Source organism: Isoptericola sp. NPDC056134, from assembly GCF_042264825.1.
In the GTDB taxonomy this organism is placed as follows: domain Bacteria; phylum Actinomycetota; class Actinomycetes; order Actinomycetales; family Cellulomonadaceae; genus Isoptericola; species Isoptericola nanjingensis.
On record NZ_JBHJVM010000063.1, the window covers coordinates 1 to 1,659 of the forward strand.

Sequence of the window (1,659 nt, forward strand, 5' to 3'; positions counted from 1 at the left end):
GGGTCAGCGTCTCGATCCTGGCCCGCGACGGGCTAGACCACATGCTCTCCAAGGCACCGGACATCCATCGTTTGCTGACAGCCGGACCGCTCACCGAGGCGCTTCGCCTGAGTGGCAACGAGCATCTGGCACTGAACACGTTCGCTGACCTCGAGAAGGTCGCCCGTAGCTTCTCGGAACGCGTGAATGCTCGAAGCGCGTTCTGGGGCGCAGAGATGGTCTTGGGGACGGATGGGTCATTGACTCAGCGCTTGGTCGCCAAGCGCCCAGACGCGCATGAGCACGAACCGCTGTCCATCACGCCGCAGTTCAAGAACAACCTCGCTGGTGAGGAAGCGCGAGCCCGGCTTGAGGAGCTCCACGACTACGGAGGGGCAGGTCTGAGCATCAGCGCCGATGCCCTGGTGTCGGTGAAGATGGACGGCCCTCAGTGGTTTGCCCAGGACGTCACCGACATTGCCGAGATGGGCGTGGGGCCGGTCAACCTGTCCAGGGAAGTCCCCGTCGAGTTGCGGACCGTCACCGCCTCAGGGGCCACGCTGCAGAGCCTCGACGGCCGGTCCCGGATGAGCCGCGGAAACCGCGGGAAGAAGCTGTGGCTCGAGCTCGCGTGCGGTCTGAACTTCGAGTTCGTGATGCGCGATGCCCTGGAGAAGGTGTCGACGACGATCACCTCCAAGCTCGAGGACCACCGCATCACCGACGTGGCAGAGGCCCTGAAGTTTATGGACAAGTTCGCCCCGGGCGCAGAACTAAAGCTCGAAGTGCGGGCCGCCGGCAAGCGACTGTTCAGGTTCCATATCCCAGATGCAGCCTTCAACGAGCTGAGCCCCGACGGGTACACGCGCCAGCTGATCGACGACCTGACCGTGCTCTCACGGCACTTCTCAGTCCCGCTAAGGCTGCCGAACGAGCTCACCTGGGCCGAACGCGAGGAAATCCGCAAGGCCCGACTCGTGGTCGATGGCCGCGTTGTCGCCGAACGAGACTTTCAAAGCCTGGATGTGGTGCTCAACGGCAAGGCCGGAGGGCCGCTAGAAGACTGGCTCCAGTCCGAGGCCGTGATGGTGGTGCTCGAGACCGAAGTGCACTACCTGGTCCAGAGCCACAAGCTGCCCATCCGAGCCAAGATTTTCCACCCACAGGCGCAGTACACCGAGCCGCAAGCCGTGCTCGACGCACTGCGGTCCGGCACCGCCGAAGGAATGTCCGCACGCATCCGGGGCGTCGACGGAACACCCTTCCGCGTCTTCCTGGACAACGACCCGAGGCGCGATCCGAACCAGCCGCTGACCGTCGAACCTCTAGGCATCATCGAACCCACCCCTGCGACCGGCGACGACAAGGCGAGCGAATCCGAGTAACACACCGCAGCAGCGATGACTGCACGTCGGCGACGATCGGCGGTGAGCGTCCGCGTCGCAGCGGGCATCGACCAGGAGATGCGGAGAGTAACCGCAACCACACGCGGCAGCAGTGATGGTGTGCGAGTGGTAGGGCCCTGTTCGAGGTCCACTGTCGCCCAAACTCTCAGGCACCTGACGAGAAGCTGCACACCCTCCGAGGCCGAACCGCCTGCATCGCACGGGTAAACTAGAAGGCGGATTGGTCAAACTAGCCTGCATCTCGACAGCAGCGCGAAAACGCGAACGCCTACAT

Annotated in this window: 1 protein-coding gene; it reads left to right on the plus strand. The window is 63.8% G+C overall.

The window, feature by feature from the left end; genetic code table 11:
- The coding region (locus tag ACFCZN_RS21240; protein ID WP_430558084.1) for a hypothetical protein at nucleotides 1–1,364 on the plus strand (1,364 nt) is incomplete at its 5' end.
- Between the last annotated feature and the right edge of the window lie 295 nt (nucleotides 1,365–1,659).